The organism is Streptoalloteichus tenebrarius, assembly GCF_024171885.1.
Taxonomy (GTDB): domain Bacteria; phylum Actinomycetota; class Actinomycetes; order Mycobacteriales; family Pseudonocardiaceae; genus Streptoalloteichus; species Streptoalloteichus tenebrarius.
This window is the reverse complement of the sequence record NZ_JAMTCP010000011.1, coordinates 62,795-78,203: the sequence shown is the minus strand read 5'-3', so window position 1 is coordinate 78,203 and position 15,409 is coordinate 62,795. Positions and strand designations below refer to the sequence as shown.

19 protein-coding genes are annotated in these 15,409 nt (G+C 72.9%); 11 read left to right on the top strand and 8 right to left on the bottom strand.

Going from position 1 to position 15,409, the window contains the following annotated elements:
- Nucleotides 1-17 precede the first annotated feature (17 nt).
- A complete protein-coding gene (locus LX15_RS12725; protein WP_253669757.1) occupies nt 18-884 on the bottom strand; it encodes an alpha/beta fold hydrolase in 867 nt (288 codons plus the stop codon).
- A gap of 103 nt (nt 885-987) precedes the next feature.
- Here LX15_RS12725 and LX15_RS12720 point away from each other — a divergent pair, with 103 nt between their 5' ends.
- The 6 genes from LX15_RS12720 (at nt 988) to LX15_RS12695 (ending at nt 5,544) form a co-directional block, all read left to right on the top strand.
- The gene (locus LX15_RS12720) at nt 988-1,779 is read left to right on the top strand and encodes a TetR/AcrR family transcriptional regulator C-terminal domain-containing protein (RefSeq protein WP_253669756.1); all 792 of its coding nucleotides are present in this window, start codon (nt 988-990) and stop codon (nt 1,777-1,779) included.
- A 382-nt stretch (nt 1,780-2,161) separates the two neighbouring features.
- Complete coding sequence (locus LX15_RS12715; protein ID WP_253669755.1) at nt 2,162-2,413, top strand: hypothetical protein; 252 nt, start codon at nt 2,162-2,164, stop codon at nt 2,411-2,413.
- 1 nt (nt 2,414) lies between these two features.
- The gene (locus LX15_RS12710; RefSeq protein WP_253669754.1) at nt 2,415-2,801 is read left to right on the top strand and encodes a VOC family protein; all 387 of its coding nucleotides are present in this window, start codon (nt 2,415-2,417) and stop codon (nt 2,799-2,801) included.
- Between the two features lie 177 nt (nt 2,802-2,978).
- Nucleotides 2,979-3,365 (top strand): STAS domain-containing protein, encoded by a 387-nt coding sequence (locus LX15_RS12705; protein ID WP_253669753.1) that lies wholly within the window; start codon nt 2,979-2,981, stop codon nt 3,363-3,365.
- The gene (locus LX15_RS12700; protein ID WP_253669752.1) at nt 3,365-4,324 is read left to right on the top strand and encodes an anti-sigma factor RsbA family regulatory protein; all 960 of its coding nucleotides are present in this window, start codon (nt 3,365-3,367) and stop codon (nt 4,322-4,324) included. Before LX15_RS12705 ends, LX15_RS12700 begins: the two co-directional genes overlap by 1 nt.
- A gap of 461 nt (nt 4,325-4,785) precedes the next feature.
- Nucleotides 4,786-5,544 carry a class I SAM-dependent methyltransferase gene (locus LX15_RS12695; RefSeq protein WP_253669751.1) on the top strand — a complete coding sequence of 253 codons (759 nt, stop codon included), beginning with the start codon at nt 4,786-4,788 and terminating at the stop codon, nt 5,542-5,544.
- 164 nt (nt 5,545-5,708) lie between these two features.
- Here the strand turns inward: LX15_RS12695 and LX15_RS12690 are convergent, their stop codons facing one another.
- The 3 genes from LX15_RS12690 to LX15_RS12680 all read right to left on the bottom strand — a co-directional run bounded on the left by LX15_RS12690 (nt 5,709) and on the right by LX15_RS12680 (nt 8,542).
- Nucleotides 5,709-6,272: an NADPH-dependent FMN reductase gene (locus LX15_RS12690; protein WP_253669750.1), complete on the bottom strand. Its 564-nt coding sequence runs from the start codon at nt 6,270-6,272 to the stop codon at nt 5,709-5,711.
- Nucleotides 6,273-6,423: 151 nt separating this feature from the next.
- Nucleotides 6,424-7,632 (bottom strand): macrolide family glycosyltransferase, encoded by a 1,209-nt coding sequence (locus LX15_RS12685; protein ID WP_372502675.1) that lies wholly within the window; start codon nt 7,630-7,632, stop codon nt 6,424-6,426.
- A 76-nt stretch (nt 7,633-7,708) separates the two neighbouring features.
- Complete coding sequence (locus tag LX15_RS12680) at nt 7,709-8,542, bottom strand: SDR family NAD(P)-dependent oxidoreductase (RefSeq protein ID WP_253669749.1); 834 nt, start codon at nt 8,540-8,542, stop codon at nt 7,709-7,711.
- Nucleotides 8,543-8,662: 120 nt separating this feature from the next.
- Between LX15_RS12680 and LX15_RS12675 the strand changes: the two genes are divergently transcribed.
- Genes LX15_RS12675 through LX15_RS12665 form a run of 3 tightly spaced genes read left to right on the top strand, consistent with a single transcriptional unit; the run spans nt 8,663 to nt 10,420 of the window.
- On the top strand, nt 8,663-9,370 hold the full coding sequence (locus LX15_RS12675) for a TetR/AcrR family transcriptional regulator (protein ID WP_253669748.1): 708 nt from the start codon (nt 8,663-8,665) through the stop codon (nt 9,368-9,370).
- A gap of 58 nt (nt 9,371-9,428) precedes the next feature.
- A complete protein-coding gene (locus LX15_RS12670) occupies nt 9,429-10,088 on the top strand; it encodes a TetR/AcrR family transcriptional regulator (protein WP_253669747.1) in 660 nt (219 codons plus the stop codon).
- Entirely contained in the window at nt 10,085-10,420 is a 336-nt protein-coding gene (locus tag LX15_RS12665) for a DUF6204 family protein (protein WP_253669746.1), read from the top strand. Before LX15_RS12670 ends, LX15_RS12665 begins: the two co-directional genes overlap by 4 nt.
- A gap of 120 nt (nt 10,421-10,540) precedes the next feature.
- Here LX15_RS12665 and LX15_RS12660 read toward each other — a convergent pair whose 3' ends face one another.
- Nucleotides 10,541-11,548, bottom strand: coding sequence for a zinc-binding dehydrogenase (locus tag LX15_RS12660; RefSeq protein WP_253669745.1), 1,008 nt, complete (start codon nt 11,546-11,548; stop codon nt 10,541-10,543).
- Between the two features lie 113 nt (nt 11,549-11,661).
- The gene (locus LX15_RS12655) at nt 11,662-12,450 is read right to left on the bottom strand and encodes a nucleotidyltransferase domain-containing protein (RefSeq protein ID WP_253669744.1); all 789 of its coding nucleotides are present in this window, start codon (nt 12,448-12,450) and stop codon (nt 11,662-11,664) included.
- A 230-nt stretch (nt 12,451-12,680) separates the two neighbouring features.
- Here LX15_RS12655 and LX15_RS12650 point away from each other — a divergent pair, with 230 nt between their 5' ends.
- Nucleotides 12,681-13,238 carry a DUF1360 domain-containing protein gene (locus LX15_RS12650; RefSeq protein WP_253669743.1) on the top strand — a complete coding sequence of 186 codons (558 nt, stop codon included), beginning with the start codon at nt 12,681-12,683 and terminating at the stop codon, nt 13,236-13,238.
- A gap of 160 nt (nt 13,239-13,398) precedes the next feature.
- Here the strand turns inward: LX15_RS12650 and LX15_RS12645 are convergent, their stop codons facing one another.
- Nucleotides 13,399-14,004 (bottom strand): TetR/AcrR family transcriptional regulator, encoded by a 606-nt coding sequence (locus LX15_RS12645; protein ID WP_253669742.1) that lies wholly within the window; start codon nt 14,002-14,004, stop codon nt 13,399-13,401.
- A 14-nt stretch (nt 14,005-14,018) separates the two neighbouring features.
- Nucleotides 14,019-14,759 carry a YqeB family protein gene (locus LX15_RS12640; protein WP_253669741.1) on the bottom strand — a complete coding sequence of 247 codons (741 nt, stop codon included), beginning with the start codon at nt 14,757-14,759 and terminating at the stop codon, nt 14,019-14,021.
- Between the two features lie 121 nt (nt 14,760-14,880).
- Between LX15_RS12640 and LX15_RS12635 the strand changes: the two genes are divergently transcribed.
- Nucleotides 14,881-15,327 (top strand): GNAT family N-acetyltransferase, encoded by a 447-nt coding sequence (locus LX15_RS12635; protein WP_253669740.1) that lies wholly within the window; start codon nt 14,881-14,883, stop codon nt 15,325-15,327.
- The last annotated feature ends 82 nt before the right edge of the window (nt 15,328-15,409 follow it).

The following is a 15,409-nucleotide window of genomic DNA, read 5'->3' as shown; positions in this document are numbered from 1 at the left end:
CCCGACGCGATCGGGGATCAGCGCCCGAGCTTGGCGTCCAGCCAGGGCCGCAGGACCGGCAGCACGTTCGCGGGCTGCATGGCCTGCGTGTGGTCGAGTCCGTCCAGGACGCGCACGTCCCATCCGGCGGCTTCCAGTTCGGCGCGGTGACGGGTGACCGCCCCGGCGATGTCGACGGTCACACCGCCCCACCGCTCGTCGTAGGGGATCGTGTCGGCCGAGCCCGCGACGCACAGGCGCGGGCAGGTGAGCCGGCTCTGGGCGGCGCGGTCGTCGAAGTCCTGGAGCGCCTCGTACAAGGTGACGAACTGACGCGCCTGGTCCTGGGACAGCGTGACCTCGGCCGACGACCAGTCGAAGTCCTCACCCGCCCCCGAGGACCGCTGTTGCGTCGGCTGCGGCGTCGGCTCGCTCGGGGCCGGCCCCGCCATCGCGTGGGTGGCGGTGGTGACCCGCAGCATCTCCGCGTACGGGCCACCCATGGGCGGGAACCCGCCCATGACGAGCGCCGAGAGGCGGTCGGTGCGGACCGCGAGCTGGAGCCCGCTCAGCGCCAGCCAGGAGTAGCCGTAGTAGGCGAACCGGTCCGCGCCCGCGGCGTCGGCCACGGCCAGCAGGTCGGCGGCGATGCTGGCCGGGGTCAGCGTGTCGGGCTTGGGCACGGCCATGACATGGCCCTCGTAGTCGAAGGCGACGACCCGGAAGGCGTCGCGCAGTCCCCTGATGAGGGAGAGCCCCAGTTCGGGGTCCATCCTCCACTTCCGCATCTCGTCGGCCCGCTCCCCCTCGGCCGGTCGCGGGTTGACCGGGAGCAGCACGGTGGGGCCGTCTCCGTGGATCTCCAGCTCGACCGAGCTGCCGTCGTGCAACGTCGCCTGGGCCATGAGTCTCCTCCGAACCGGCGCGGGAAAGGCGCCGACCAACTCTTTAGGCTGTAAAGTGATAACGCGGCCAACGATAGCTTATGGCGTAAGGAGATGGAATATCGTGAGTGTCTTCGCTGGTCAGGGCGACCCGACGGTCTCCATGACCCTGTTGTGGGCCACGCCGGAGCCGGGGCGCGCCCGCACCGCCCCCGGCCCCAAGCCCGCACTGAGCGTCGAGGCGATCGTGGAGGCCGCGATCGCCGTGGCGGACGCGGAGACCGTGGCCGGACTGTCGATGCGCACGGTGGCCGAGCGGCTGGGCCGCTCCTCCATGGCGCTCTACACCTACGTGCCCGGCAAGGCCGAGCTGCTCGACCTGATGTACGACCGGGTGCACGCCGAGCTGTCCCACGACCACGACAGGGGCGAAGGCTGGCGCGCGGCGGTGACGTCGTGGGCCACCGAGCTGCGCGCGTTCTATCTCCGACACCCGTGGGTGCTCCAGGTCTCGCACGCGCGCCCGGTCCTCGGCCCGCACGAGCAGGCGGTTCTGGAGACGCTGCTCGGTCTCCTCGTCGAGACGAGGTTGCCGGCCCGCACGCTGCGTGGCGTCGTGAACCTGCTGTTCAACCACGTGCGCGGTTCCTCGCAGACGGTCGCGGAGTCCCAGCAGGCGGCGGTGACGACCGGCACGTCCGACCAGGACTGGTGGGCGGCGCGCGCGGCCGTGCTGGCGGAGGTCGCGCCCGACTTCGCCGAACGCTTCCCCCGGACGGTCGAACTCGGACGGGACCCCGCGCCGTCGTGGGACCAGCAGGTCGAGGAGACCTTCATGACCGGCCTCAGCGTCCTGCTGGACGGGATCGAGGCCGCGACCGCCCACGCGTCTCCCCGCGACGGGAAGGCCGACTGAGACTGAGACCGGACCGTGACGCGGGGCGAGATGGCGGGGACGTCCGCACTCCGGCCCGCGCTCGTCGCCACCCTCCTTCCGTCCACAATGGACGGTTTGGGGGCAGAGCGCGCCCCGTGTCCGCACACCAGGCTCAGGTGGTGATGAAGCCAAGCGGGACTCCGGAAACGTGACGGTCGCGGAGAAGGCGGCGTTTGTGCGCCGGCCACCCGTGGTAAGTCCTTTGGCGGCTGGAACACCACGAACGCGGGTGGATGTTCACCCCCAACTCACCGTCGTTGGCCGGTGTCGATCCCGGATCTCCACCACGCGCGCACGACCAGGCGCGGCGCGAGTCCCACTTTCCGGCGCGTGGAGTTGAGGGGTCGGGAAGGATGGACAGGTGAGCGGACAGCGGAATCCGTCACGGCAGGCGCCGGTGGACGAGCGGCCCCAGGTCGGGTTAGCCGTGGCGACGGGCGCGTTGCCGCTGCCAGGAGCGACACGTCACCGAGTGGTGACCTCGGCGACGGCGGGCGACCGGCGGGTCCGGTTCGCCAACGCGGGCAGGGCCGGCCCGCACTGGCCGCTGACCGGCCCCGACGACGGGCCGAACGGCCGGCGGCGGACCCGAGACCTGACCGGGAGGTCCTGACATGACCAGCAAGTTCACCGAACTCGCGATCGACTGCGCCGATCCCCACCGCCTCGCCCGCTTCTGGTGCGCGGTGCTCGACTACGAGGTGCGGCACGAGGACGACGAGATCGTCACCATCGGCTCCCCCTCGGTGCCCGAGGGCAGGAGCCGCCCCGGCCCGGTGCCACCGACGTTGACGTTCGCGCGCGTGCCCGAGGGCAAGACCGTCAAGAACAGGGTCCACCTCGACGTCAACCCGACCGACAGGGACCAGGACGAGGAGGTCCGCCGCCTGCTCGACCTCGGCGCCCGGCACGTCGACGTCGGCCAGGGCGACGAGACCTGGGTCGTGCTCGCCGACCCCGAGGGGAACGAGTTCTGCGTCCTCTCGGAACGCCACCCCTGACCGCCGTGCTCGACGCCGGCGCCACGCCGTCCCGCGCGGGCCGCACCGGGGCCCGTCGCCCGGCCCTGCCGCGCGCGTGCGGGTGGGGACGTGCCCGCGTGACCGCCGGCGGGGACGCTTGTCTAGGCTCGGCGGGAGGACGCCGGCGGGCCGGGCCGGCGACGGCGGGAGAGGCGCATGGCGGTGGGCTCGAAGAAGCTGGACGTGCGGGCGGGAGCCGGCGCGTCCGACCAGAACGACGCCCTTCCCTCCCCCGCGCTGCGGGTGACACGGCCGTCGGGGAGCGCCGCGGTCCAGGTGATCGGCGAGGTCGACCCCACCACGCAGGCCGTGTGGGAGCAGGCGGTGGCCTCCGTGGCCGCCGACGCGGACGAGCGGTATCTGGACCTGTCCGCGTTGTCCTTCATCGACGTGCGCGGAGTGGAGACGCTGGTGGACGTCGCCCAACGGCTTCCCGAGGGGCGGAGACTGCGGCTCGTGGGCGCGCCGCTGGCGCTGCGACGGGTGCTGGGCCTGCTCTGGCCGGAGGGGTCGGCCACCCTCGCCATCGAGGAGGAGGCGTGATGAACGTGCCCCTGGACGCGACCGCGCTCGCCTCCGCCCAGGAGGAGCCCTTCGTGCACCCCGCGTTGTTCTACCGGGGCTCCGACGAGTACCTGGCCGGCTGCCTCTCCTTCGTCCGCGAGGGCCTGGCGGCCGGTGAGCCGGTGGCCGTCGCGGTGCCCGGCCCCAACCTGGCGCTGCTGCGGGCCGAACTCGGCGGGGACGCCGAGCGGGTGCGGATGCTCGACATGACCAGGGCCGGCCGCAACCCCGGCCGGATCATCCCCGGCGTCCTGCGCGCGTTCGCCGACGCCCACCCCGACGGGCACGTGCGGATCATCGGGGAGCCGATCTGGGCGGGGCGGTCGGAGGTGGAGTACCCGGCGTGCGCCCAGCACGAGGCGTTGATCAATCTCGCCTTCACCGGCAGGGACGTCACGATCCTCTGCCCCTACGACGTGGGCGCGCTCAGCCCGGAGGTCCTCGCCGACGCGGAGGTCACGCACCCCGTGGTGGTCGACGGGGACGGGAGATGGCGGGACAGCCCGGCCTACGACCCGGACCGGGTGATCAACGGCTACAACCGGCCCCTGCCGCCCCCGCCCGACCACGCCGCCCAGATCACCGGCGACGTGAACACGCTGGGCGCCGCCCGGCGCTGGGCCCGCGCGCACGCCGACGCCGCAGGGCTCGACGAGCAGCGGATCGTCGACGTCGAGCTGGTCGTCACGGAGCTGTTGGCCAACAGCATCCGGCACGGGGGCGGCGCCGCCACGCTGCGGGCCTGGACCGACGGCGGCGCCCTGGTGTGCGAGGTGACCGACCGCGGGCACCTGTCCGATCCGCTCGCCGGGCGGCGGCCGGCCCCTTCTGGGCAGGCCGGTGGCAGGGGCCTGTTGTTGGTCCACCACCTGTCCGACCTGGTCCGGGTGCACACCACCCCCGACGCGACCACGATCCGCGTCTACCTGCACCCCTGACCCCTCGTCGGCGCCCGCATGCTCCCGTGGGGGAAGCACAGGTCGTGGTGCCCCCTGCTGGCTGTCGCCGCGTCGACCAGGTGACGCCCTGTGGTGAGGAGTCCAGGTCACCGGCGACGCTTCGGAGTCGGGGCACGTCCCCGCTCTGGGGAAAGCTGTCTTGTTCTTGCCTGTCAAGGCTTTCGCTCGTGCGGGGGACAGAGTTATCCACAGGCGCGCCAGTTGTCCACAGCCTCGGGTGATCACCTTGGGGGCGGGGGTCAGGGCGGATAGGCTGGAGCAGGGCTCGCCCCCCAGGGCGGGTGGGGGCTGTCCTGGTGGTGGTGCTGATCTTGGCCCGCACCGTCCGCGAAGCAGTGTCCACTATGGATTTCGCTGGCGACGAGCCGCACGCGGAGGCGGGGAGCCGAGGACCGAAAACCACGTGGCGGAACCCCGACGCAACGCTGATGATGCGGGGTATGGCACGCACGTTCGAGGATCTGGTCGCGGAGGCGGACTCCGTGTCCGTGGAGGGCTGGGACTTCTCCTGGCTGGACGGCAGGGCCACCGAGGAACGCCCCTCGTGGGGCTACCAGCGGCTGATCAGCGAGCGGCTCGCCTCGGTGTCGGCGGCGTTGGACGTCCAGACCGGCGGTGGGGAGGTCCTGGCGGGCGTCACCAGGTTCCCGCCCACGATGGCGGCGACGGAATCCTGGCCGCCGAACCTCACGAAGGCCACCAAGCTGCTGCACCCGCGCGGCGTGGTCGTCGTCGCGAACCAGGGCGCACCGCCGCTGCCGTTCGGTGACGAGGCGTTCGACCTCGTCACCAGTCGCCATCCGGCCGAGGTGTGGTGGGACGAGATCGCCAGGGTCCTGCGGCCGGGCGGGACCTACCTCGCCCAGCACGTCGGACCCGCCTCCGTGTTCGAACTGACCGAGCACTTCCTGGGACCGCGGCCGGAGGCGCGGCGGAAGCGCCACCCCGACGACGAGCGCGCCGAGGCCGAGGCCGCGGGTCTGGAGGTCGTCGACCAGCGGTGGGAACGCCTGCGCACGGAGTTCTTCGACATCGGCGCGGTGGTCTACTTCCTCCGCAAGGTGATCTGGATCGTCCCGGGCTTCAGCGTCGACCGCCACCGCGACCGCCTGCGCGAACTGCACGAGCGGATCGAGCGGGACGGCTCGTTCGTCGCCCACTCCTCCCGCGTCCTGGTCGAGGCCCGCAAACCGGCCTGAACTCGGCGCGCGGTCGCCCTGTTCGCTCTGGGCTGGAACTCAGGGAAGAGAGTGGCGGTTGTCCGAAGGAAGACCGTGTTGGTGCCCGTCAGGGACATGACTGTTCGTGCCCGTCATGGGCGTGACACTGCGAGAACTTCGGACAACCGCCGAGACCTCGCGGGTCAGGTGGCGTCGCCGGGCACGTCCGGTCCGGCGGCGGCCACCAGTCGCTCCAGGACGGTGAGAAGCTGTGCGCGCGTGGCCGGATCCGTGATCACGCCGTTGTCGTCGACCGTCCCCGGGCTGACCGGAACACGGGAACACGCGGAGTCCACGACGTGCGCGCCGGTGTAGGTGAGCACGGTGCGGAGGGTGGCCTCCGCGCCGGCGCCCCGTCCCGGTGCGGCCGCGTTCACCCAGGCCACGGGCTTGTCACAGATCTCGGCGCCGCCGACCGTCCAGTCCAGCAGGTTCTTGAACGAGCCCGGCAGGGTGCCGGCGTACTCCGGCGAGCAGACCAGGATCGCGGTCGCCTCCGCGAGGGCGGCGCGCAACTCGACCACGGGCGGGGGCAACGGGTCGCGGTCGTCGTCGGGGTTGAAGTGCGGCAGCGAGGCCAGGCCGCCGTAGAGCACGGTCCGCACCCCGGCGGGGGCCACGGACCCCACCGTGCGCAGGACGGCGTTGTTGGACGATCCGGTCCTGAGGCTTCCGGAGAGCAGCAGGACCACAGGCGGCGTGGGCATTCGTCCAATCTAGCCGGCTGTCGCCGCGATGCCGCGCCACTTCAGGAAAAGGAGAAGGCCCCCGCGCTGAAACGTCCTTTTTGGACACTTCGGGGCAGAGTCCTGGCGGGGACAGAGTGGCCGCCGGGCGTCCCCGGCGGCCACCAACCCCTCAGGGCAGGTACGCCTCGATCAGGTCGGCGGCGCGGGTGGTGCCGCCCTCCGCCCGGAGTTCCTTGCGCAGCACGTCCAGCCGTGCCGCGACCTCGGGGTCCCCGGTGAGGTCCAGCAGGGCGGCGCGCAGCGCCTCGGCCGTGGCCTGGTCGGTGTCGAACCGGCGCGCGACCCCCAGCTCGACCAGGCGGTCGGCGTTGCCGAACTGGTCGACGGCCTGCGGCACGGCGATCATCGGCACCCCGCAGTACAGGCCCTCGGTCGACCCGCCCATCCCGGCGTGCGTGACGAACGCGTCCGCCTGCTCCAGGATCGCGAGCTGCGGCACCCAGCGGTGCACCTCGACGTTGCCCGGCAGCGCGCCCAGCTCGGCGAGGTCGACGTGCTTGCCGATCTGGAGCACGACGTGCCAGCCGGGCAGGTCCCCGAAGGCGCGCAGGCACTCCCGGTAGAAGGCGGGCTGCTGGGTGAAGGCCGAGCCGAGCGAGACCAACACGACCTTCTCCACCCCCTCGGGGCGGGTCCACGTCCCCTGGTGGGCACGGTCGCCCATGCACGGCCCCACGAAGGTGTACCGCTGGGGGTCGACCCGGTCGGCGTTCGGTTGCAGGGCACGGGGAATCAGCACCAGACTGCGCGACGGCCGGCCCATGAGGGAGGTCCACTCCAGGTGGGGCAACCCGTTGTCGGCCAGCCACTGCTGACAGCGCCGCAGCAGCGCCTCGCCCCGGGGGTCCTGGCGCATCACCTCCATCATCGGCGCCATCTCCTCCTCGTAGCCCTCCCAGGCCACGATCGTCGGGGAGAGCTGGAGGTGGGGTAGGCCCCAGTTCTCGGCGAGCACCCTCGCCGGGGTCCCCGCGATGTCGTACAGGAACAGGTCCGGCCGGTCGTCCTCGTACGCGGCGCGGAGCTGCGGCAGCATGGCGATCGCGTCGTCGAGGAAGACCTCGTGGAACCCGATCTGGTCGTCGAAGGAGCTGCCGGGGTCCTCGGTCGGCAGGGTCGAGGTGTAGGGGACGAACTCCGCGCCCACCCCGGTCACCAGCTCCGCGTAGCGCGGGTCGTTGGCGTAGGTGACGCGGTGGCCCCTGGCGACCAGCTCCCGGATGACCTCCAGGTTGGGGTGGACGTGGCCGGGCGCGGGAATGCTGACCATCGCGATGTGGGCTCTACGGGTCACGGCGGGCCTCCTGGTCGAAGTCATGATCATTTGTTCACGTGCCGGACTGGACGCGCCAGGGCCCGGCGGCGGTTCCTGGGCGGGACGTGGGACACACGGGTCAGTCGGCGGCGCGGCTGACCGCCTCCCACCGCTCCCACTCGGCCACGCGCCGCCGGGCGACGTCCATGGCGGTGTCGTAGGCGAGGCTGCCGAGGAGCAGCCGCATCGGCGGCTCGTCGCTGTCGACCAGCGTCAGCACCGCCTCGGCGACCTTGGCCGGGTCTCCGTCGGTCACCTCGCCCCACATCTGGGCCAGCTCGGCATAGAGCGGGGCGTAGGCCTCGGACTGGGCGGCCATGTGCAGGTTGGCTCCCCACTCGGTGGCGTAGCCGCCGGGCTCGACGAGCGTGACCCTGATGCCGAACCGGGCGACCTCGTGGGCGAGCGCCTCGCTCATCCCCTCCAGCGCCCACTTGCTCGCGCCGTACAGGCCGGTGCTGGCGAAGCCCAGGTGGGCGCCGAGGCTGGAGATCTGGACGATGTGCCCCGACCCCTGCGCCCGCAGGTGCGGCAGCACGGCCTGCGTGACCCACAACGCGCCGAAGAAGTTGGTGTCCATCTGGGCGCGGACCTCGGCCTCCGTCACCTCCTCCACCATGCCGAGCAGGCCGTAGCCGGCGTTGTTGACGACGATGTCGAGCCGCCCGAACGCCGCGACGGCCCGTTCGACGGCGGCGAAGACCGCCGCCCTGTCGTCGACGTCGAGCGGGAGGACGACCAGGTCGTCGCCGTGCTCGGCGACCAGGTCGTCCATGACGTGCGGGCGGCGGGCGGTGGCGACCACGCGGTCGCCGACGGCGAGCGCGGCGCGGGTGAACTCGCGGCCGAAGCCACGCCCGGCCCCGGTGACGAACCAGACGCGCGGCTGGGCGGGGCGGGTGGGCTGGACCATGGGCGGTTCCTCTCGATCTGACGAGACGAGACGTCTCGTTCACTGCGCACAGCGTGGACCATCGCACCACCCGGTGTCAAGACGAGACGTCTCGCCTCGTCTGACTGCTACCGTCGACCCATGCGCACGGAGAAGGGACCGGACCCCACCCGACGGAGCGAGCGGTCACGCCAGGCGATCCTCACGGCCGCGCTCGACCTCGTCGTCGAGATCGGGTACCGGAAGATGACCATCGAGGCGATCGCCGCCCGCGCCGGCGTCGGCAAGCAGACGATCTACCGCTGGTGGCCCTCCAAGGGCGCGGTCGTGTTCGACGCGATCCTCGCGCTCAGCCAGGGCGACACCGGGGACACCAGGGACGCTAGGGACACCAGGGGGAACGCCGAGAGGAGCGCCGAGGCCGGCGCCGAGGGCGTCTCCGAGGGCATCTCCGAGGGCATCTCCGAGGGCGCCGCCTTCCCCGACACGGGAGACCTGGAGGCCGACCTCAAGCTCGTGTTCCGCGCGACCATCGAGGAGCTGCGCGACCCCCGATTCGACCTGCCCTACCGGTCGATCATCACCGAGATCCAGCACGACCCGGCGCTGACCGAGGAGCTGCACCAGCGACTGGTGCGCCCGATGCTGGAAATGATCAAGGAGCGGCTACGGTCGGCCCAGCAGGCGGGCCAGCTCGCCGAGGACGCCGACCTCGACCTGGCGGTGGAGCTGATCTACGGCGCCCTCTACTACCGGTGGCTGCTGCGCACCGGCCCCCTCACGCCGGAGTTCGGCGAGCAGGTCGTGGAGTGGGCGCTGAAGGGCCTCGGAGCAGGCCGAACCCCCTGACTGATACAGTCCTGTATCCGAATACAGGACTGTATGCCGAGGATTGCCGGGGGAGTTCGTGACGCGGAAGCGCCTGTCGCGCGAGGAGAGCCGGGAGCAGACCCGGGAACGCCTCCTGACGGCCGCGGCCGAGCTGTTCGCCGAGCGCGGCGTCAACGGCACGTCCGTGGAGCAGATCGCCGAACGCGCCGGGTACACGCGGGGCGCGTTCTACGGCAACTTCGAGGACAAGCACCACCTGGTGCTGGAACTCCTCCACCGCAGGACGCGACGCGAGCTGGACGAGGTGCGCGCCCTGGGCGAGGGCGCGCCCTCCCCCGCGGAGGCGTTGGCCCCGCTGCGGGCCTGGCACCGGGACCGCGCCCGACACCTCGACGGGTGGCTCGCCCTGCGGATGGAACTGCTGCTCTACGCCCTGCGCAACAAGGAGATCCGCCCGCTGCTGGCCACGCGCGAACACTTCGCGCGGGACGCGCACGCCGACGGCATCCGGCAGGCCTTCGCCGAACGCGGCGTCGTCCCGCCCGCCGACCCCGCCTTCCTCGCACTGGTCGTGCACGCGCTGGAGGACGGGCTGCTCATCCAGCGGCTCCTGTCCCCCGACGACGTCACCGACGAGGTCGTCGTCGACGCCTACGAACTCCTCATGCGGTCCTGGACGGCGCTCGCCACGCGAGGAAGCCGACCTGACGACGACCAGGAGGGAAACACCCCATGACGCAGCGCACCTACCGCATCCTCGTCAAGGGCCGGTTCGACGCGCTCGACGACGACGCCCGCGCCCGGCTGCTCGCCGCCGCCGACGAGCACGACCCCCTGCTCGCCGCCTTCACCGAGGAGGGCACCCTCACGTACTCCCGGGAGCTGCGGCACTTCACCTTCCGCTACGTGGTGACCGCCTCCGGCGAGGACGCGGACCGCGAGGCGCGGCAACAGGCCGTGGACAAGGCGGTCGCCGCCCTCCGCGCCGGCGGCTACGGGTACCGGGACCTCAACGCCACCGGCACCGACATGACGGAGGTCCGCATCCGCCGCAAGCAGCGGCGCTGATCCCGGGTTTCCCCGGGCAGGACGGACACCGGCCGGTCGGGCGCGGGGAGACCACGAGCAGGGGCCCGGCCGCCCTCCCGGGGAGGACGGCCGGGCTCTTGAGTCCGCTGTGGATAGTCCTCAGTGGATGGACGTCCGCCCGGTCGGGGAACCGGTCGGGGAACCGGTCAGCAGCAGGGTCTTCCCGACCACGGAGCGGGACTCCACGGCGGCGTGCGCCTCGGCCGCGCTGGCGAGCGGGAAGGTCCGCCCGATCACCGGCCTGATCCGGCCGGCCGCCGCCTCGGCGAGCGCACGCGCGGTGAGCCGTCCGGCCTCGTCAGGGGAGAACTGCACCCGCTCGATGCCGGTCACCCGCACACCACGCCGCTGGGCCTCGTCCCGGTCGACCGACGCGAAGCCACCGCTGGGAGCGCCGTGCGCCGAGAAGCGCCCACCGGGCCGCACCAGCTCGTACGCGGCGGTGCCGATCTCACCGCCGGCGCCGTCGAGCACGACGTCCACCCCGGCCCCGCCGGTCAGCTCGCGCACCGCGCCCGTCCAACCGGGCCCGGAGTAGTCGACGGCGTCGGCGCCCAGCTCGCGGACGACCTCCAGCTTGCGCTCACCCCGCGCCGCGCCGATCACCCGGGCTCCCGCGGCGCGGGCGAGCTGCGCGAGGAGGATGCCGAGGCCGCCGGCGGCGGCGGTGACCAGCACGGTCTCCCCCGGCCGCACCTCGACCACGTCCATCAGCCCCATGGCGGTCGCGCCGTCGTGCAGCAGGGCCGCCGCCTCCCGCAGGTCGAGGGCGTCCGGAACCGGGGCGAGCCCGGTGACCGGGGCGACGACGCGCTCGGCGTAGCCCCCGTCGCCCACCCGCGCCAGCACCCGCCGGCCGGTCCACGCCGGGTCCACGCCCTCGCCGATGGCCACCACCCGCCCGGCGACCCCGCCGCCCGGCACGTACGGCGGCTCGACCGTGAAGTACTCGCCGCCCCAGCCCGACCGGATCTGGGCCTCCACGAAGAGGACGTCCACGACGGACGCCTCGACCACGACCTCGCCGGGACCGGCCACCGGGTCGGCCGCCTCCCCCACGACCAGCACCTCGGGTCCACCGAACCGCGTCGCCCGCACGACCTTCATGTCCCACTCCTCCGCTCGTCGTTCGCGGAGAAGTCTGGAACCTCGACCTCACTCGACCTCAAGCCGGCATGACCGACGCCACTGTCCGTCCGAAGAGGACTGTCAACGCCCGGTCAGTCGCGGACGGCGGTCCGGACGGCGTCCTCGACGGCGGAGGACAGGCGCGCGGTGGCCTCGTCCACGGCCGCCACGAGCGCCGACGGCTCCGCGGTGAGGCCCTCCACGATCCGGTCGACGTCCCGCAGCCCCGCCCGGTCCAGGAGGGTCTTCTCGTTGGTGATCCACTCGCCGCGCGCGGCCAGCACCCCGTGCGCCGCCTTGCACGCCGCCGTGGCGATGGCCCCGGCGCAGTCCGTGAGGTGCCCGCGTTCGGCGTGCGCGGCGCGCGCGTAGGCGAGGGTGAACCGGGCGTCGCCCGCCCAGCGGGGCGGGGCCTCGCGTCGCAACGCCTCGGGGTACTCCGGACGGGGGAGCGTGCCGTGCAGGACCCGGTTGACGGCGAGTTCGGCCACGAGGAGGTAGCTCGGGATTCCGGCCAGGTGGAACATCAGCCCCTCGACGTGGAAGCGCCCGGCCCCGGCCTCGGCGAGCTGGCGCTCGACGTCGTGGAGGTCGCGGTAGTGGACGTCGACGTGCCGGCCGTCGATCTCCAGCCAGGCTCCGCCGTTGAACACGCCGCCGCCCCAGGCCCCGATCTCCGAGACCTCGCCCGGCCACCCGACCGCCCGCAGGTCGTCCGGCGAGAACCCCTCGCGGTAATAGACGGCGAAGTCCCAGTCGCTGTCCGGCCGATGTGTTCCGGCCGCCCGTGAGCCCCCGAGGGTGACCGCCTCGACGCCGGGCAGCGCGGCGAGCCGTTCCGCGACGCGGGCGGCGAAGACCTGGTCGTCGTCAGCCTGCATGGCCGCGAGGCTAGGCCCCCGCGTCAATGCCTTTTCCACGGCCACTCTCCCACGCGCCTTGGCGTTCCTTCCCCGTTGCCGATCTCACCCGAGCCCGCGCGGCCTGCCCGCGCCGCCAGCCCGCGCGCGCCACCCGTTAGGGGCACGACGGCCGGGGTAACCCGTCACCACCGCCTCCGTCACGGGCGGAGCGGAGGACCGGACGGCGACACTCGACGACACCAGGGACGGTGACGAACGTGGCCGAGGGCAAGAAGCCCACGCGGGCGGGCGAGGACGTGCGACGCGCCTACGAGGGGGACCAGCGCAAGCCACTGCGCGGCTACGCGGTCCTCCTGGGAACGTACCTGGCCACCGTCGGCGGACTCGCCGGAACGGCGCGGGCGCTCGGCCGGCCGCTGCCCGACCGCGTCCGGCTCGGCGACTTCGCCCTGCTGTCCCTGGCCACGCACAAGCTCAGCCGGCTGCTCACCAAGGACTCGGTGACCAGCCCGCTGCGCGCGCCGTTCACCCGGTACCGGGGACGGGCCGGGGCCAGCGAGGTCAACGAGGAGCCCAGGGGCGGCGAGCTGCGCCACCGGGTGGGCGAGCTGCTGACCTGTCCCTTCTGCACGTCGATGTGGGTGTCCACCGCCCTGACCGCCGGCGTGGTGCTGGCTCCCCGACTGACCCGGCTGGTCTGCGCGGGGCTGGGCGCGGTCGCGGTGTCCGACGCCCTGCAACTCGCCTACGACGCCGGGAAGAAGGCGGTTGGCGCGACCGGCGACTCAGGGTCCGACGACGAGTAGGACGTCCGGCCGGACGACACCGACACCGACACCGTCGAGGCCGCCGGGGAATGAGGGTGGGCGGCCCAAGCCGAGGGACGCGGCGTCGACGCTCGCGGCCCGCGCCCGGGACGAGGATCCCGAGGCGATCAGTCCACTGTGGACGCCGTACGGCCGCGGGTCACTCGTCGCCGGTGACGCGGAGGAACCTGCGCAGGATCAGGTGCAGCGTGGACAGCTCGTCCGCGAGGACGAAGTCCGGGTTCGCCGAGGCCCGCCCGTACAGGGCGTCCACGAGGGCGACGATCCAGGAGGCGGCGGTGGCCGGGTCCACCGAGCCGTCGGTCCTGCCCTCGGCCGCGGCGCGTCGGAGCAGCTCGGCCAGGCCCTCGGCCAGCTCGCGGTCGTTGCGGGCCAGGAGCGCGGCGAAGTCGGCGTCCCTGCTCGCGTGCGCGGCCACCTCGATGGCCAGGCCGGCCATGGCCGGGTCCTCCAGCGGTCGCGCGAGGTCGTCGACCACGCTGAGGACCGCCTCCCACGGGTCGTCCGCGTCGGCCACGGCCGCCAGCCGCGCCCTGTTGTCCCTGCCGTCCTGCTCGAAGATCGCGCTGAAGATCGCCCGCTTGGTCGGGAAGTAGTGGAACAGGCTGCCCGAGCTGATGCCCGCCGCCGCGCAGATGTCCGCGACGGTGGAGCGCTCGAAGCCCTTGCGGGCGAAACAGGCCGCGGCGGCACCGAGGATGTGCCGCCGCTTGGCCTCGTGCCGGACGGGGTCGACGGTACGCAAGGCCCACCCGCCCCTCAGCCGCTCGACGCGCGCTCGCCCGAGACCTCGGGCTTCGTGCGCCAGTACTGGCGCTTCTTCTCCTCGCGCACGAAGACCCCGAGCTTGGCCAGCTCCGCCCGCAACACGCGCGCCTCGTCGTCCTCGTCCTCGCGCAGGGCCCGCTGCCGCTCACGCAGGAGCGCGTTGGCCGTGGCGCTCAGCTCATCGGTGCCGTCGACCCAGAGCCGGTAGTCGTGCTCGAAGGGATCGCCCTCGTCCCGCCACGGATAGCCGTGCGCGCGGAAGGCGTCGCGCAGCCGCTCCCTGGCCAGGTCCGAGGTCTCCCTGGCCAGCTCCGCGCCGGCCGCGTCCAGCAGGACGAGAGCCTTGCGGTCCACGAACACCGAGGCGATCCGACCCCGGTCGACGCCGCCCTCCTTGCCGTCGCGCCGCCAACGGACCTCGCGGTGCGAGACGGTGACGGTGAGCTGCTCCGAGGCGATGATCGCGGAGAGGACCAGCCCCGCGACGAGGCCGAGGGCCACGGCGCCCGCCGTCGCGTAGGGCTCGGCGATCTCGGACACGAGCCGGAAGACACCCTGGGCAGGGAACCACGAGAGGGAGGCGATCCAGCCCGAGATCGACTTGAGCCCCCAGAGGACTCCCGCGCCCAGCGGCGGCGGCACCACCCAGACCCCGGCCCTGACCCACGCGGGCTCCCTGACCACCGTCGGCTCGGCGCCGGCGTGTGCCACCTCGGTCGGTCGTTCCCCCATGCCGGACATTATTAGAGCGAGCGCTCGGTTTACCAAATCTCGTGGTCGTGGCGGCCCGACCTGCCTCCCCGCGCCTCGGGCACACGCCTGAACGTCCCCCGCGCGTGCGAGGATGGCGATCATGAACGCCGTGATCGAGGTGGGCGCGTTGCGACCAGGAGACCGTGCCGACTGGGAAGAGCTGGCCCGCGGCTACAAGGCGTTCTACCGAACGACCGTGCCCGACGAGGTCTACGAGGAGACCTGGCGCCGGCTGCTGGACGACACGGAGATCCACGGCGTCGGCGCGCGGCGGGACGGCAGGCTGCTGGGCATCGCCCACTACCTGTTCCACGCCACCGCGTGGATGGCGGACTCCTGCTACCTCCAGGACCTGTTCGTCGCCGAGTCCGCGCGCGGCCACGGCGTGGCCGGCGCGCTCATCGAACGGGTGGCCGACGCGGCCAGGGAACGCGGAGCCGCGCGCCTCTACTGGACCACCCAGCAGGACAACACGCGTGCCCGCGCCCTCTATGACAGGGTCGCCCGCTTCCACGGGTTCATCCGCTACGACCACCCCCTGGGATGACAGGGCGGCCCGCCCGCACTCCCCGAGAACGCCACACCGCCTGACCACGTGCTGGGTCCGCGCCCGCGTTCACCCAGGACCA